The 1,538-nt window shown below is 73.3% G+C and carries 2 protein-coding genes; one reads left to right on the plus strand and one right to left on the minus strand.

Going from position 1 to position 1,538, the window contains the following annotated elements; all coding sequences use genetic code 11:
- On the minus strand, positions 1-1,020 hold a 1,020-nt coding region (locus G5C60_RS50625), incomplete at its 3' end, for a cell division protein PerM (protein ID WP_241267668.1).
- A 96-nt stretch (positions 1,021-1,116) separates the two neighbouring features.
- On the opposite strand from G5C60_RS50625, the gene G5C60_RS51400 reads away from it, so the two are divergent.
- A partial coding sequence (locus G5C60_RS51400) for a helix-turn-helix domain-containing protein (protein WP_338146166.1) occupies positions 1,117-1,538 on the plus strand: 422 nt, incomplete at its 3' end.

The following is a 1,538-nucleotide window of genomic DNA, read 5'->3' on the forward strand; positions in this document are numbered from 1 at the left end:
CCACGCCACCACCACCCCCGCGGCCAGCGGCACCGCACCCGCAGCCCAGTTCAGCGGTGTCCCCGGGCCCGCTCCCGGTACCGCCGCCAGCAAGGGGAAGGGCGGCAGCATGGGTGCAGGGGACGAGGACAAGGGATCCGTCACGTGCCCGGCTCCGAGGGCGAAGCCCGGGCCGAGCGCGTAGGCAGCGCCCCATACCGCGGCGTTCGGCAGGAGTGCCAGCGCCAGCAGGAGTACGGCGAAACGCCCCGACCACGCCTCGGTGAGCTCCAGGAACGACGTGCGGGTCGCTCCTCCGTGCCACACCAGCGACGTGCCCACGAGCATGGCCCCGCCCCCGACCAGCACCGCCGTCCCGGCCCCGGCCGCGCGCCCGGTGGCTGCGAGAACTCCGTCGGCGACGAGGTGGCGTACACCGGTGGGGAGGGCGTCGAGAGCACGGCGTGCGAGCTGCGGCAGGGGCCCGCGCGGATGCCCGTACGCCGTCCACACCCCGGCCCCCGCCGCGGCCACGACGAACAGCGGCGGCCATACGACGGCCACCGTCCACGACGGGCGCAGCTCGCCGCCCGAGGCGTACAGGGTGACGGCCGCACCGACCGCCAGATAACCCGCGACCACACCGCCCCACGCGGTACGGACGGCAGGCACCGCCGCCCCCCTGCCGTCGCCCTCCGCAGCGTCGCGTGCCGCCCGGTGCAGCAGCCAGGTGGGCAGCGCGACGAGGAGCAGCGGGGTGACGCCGACGGGCGCGGGTACGCCGGAGAGCGTCTCGGTGCGGACGAGTTCGACGCCGTGCGCGAGCAGCCACAGAGCGGCGGTGATGTGCAACGCCCCGTCGGGACCGCTGTCCGGGTAGGGCGAGCTGATCCACAGGAGCATGACGAGTACGGCGAACGAGCCGAGCCCCAGCCCCGCCGCGAGAACGCCGCCGAGGAGGCCGACGGCCAGTCCGGGCGACCGGGTGAGCGGGAGCGACGAAGTCCGGTTGCGGTCGGTCGGGTGAGTCACGCCCGCCATGCTCCCAACGACACGCGCTTTCCCGGCGTAATAGGCGAACCCTGATGTGTCGCTCAATATACGTTTTATGCACTTTTACGTCTGGAGGGGCGCCCGGTGACACACAGCCCTGCCAGTCCGCTGCCGCTCCCCAAGGAACGCCGCCGCCTGCGCGAGGCCGGCTCGCTGAGCCAGGCGGAGGTCGCCGCCAGGGTGGGCGTCACCCCAAAGACCGTGCGCTCCTGGGAAACCGGCCGCACGACACCGCGGGGGCGCAAGCGGCAAGCGTACGCACAACTGCTGGAGGCGTTGGCGAGCACGGCTCCGGTCGAGGTCGGCCCTGAGGCCAGGACAGAATCCATGGCCGAGGCCGTGACTTCGGCCATGACTGAGGCCGAGGTCACGCCCATGGCCGAGCCCGTGGCCGAGCTCCTGCCGGACGCGGGCACCACCGACCCCACGACCACCGAACCCACCACCCAAGTCACCGTTCGCGAACCCGACACCGTTCCCGAACCCAACTCCGACCCCGAGCCCCC

The organism is Streptomyces scabichelini (assembly GCF_011045015.1).
Classification (GTDB): Bacteria; Actinomycetota; Actinomycetes; order Streptomycetales; family Streptomycetaceae; genus Streptomyces; species Streptomyces scabichelini.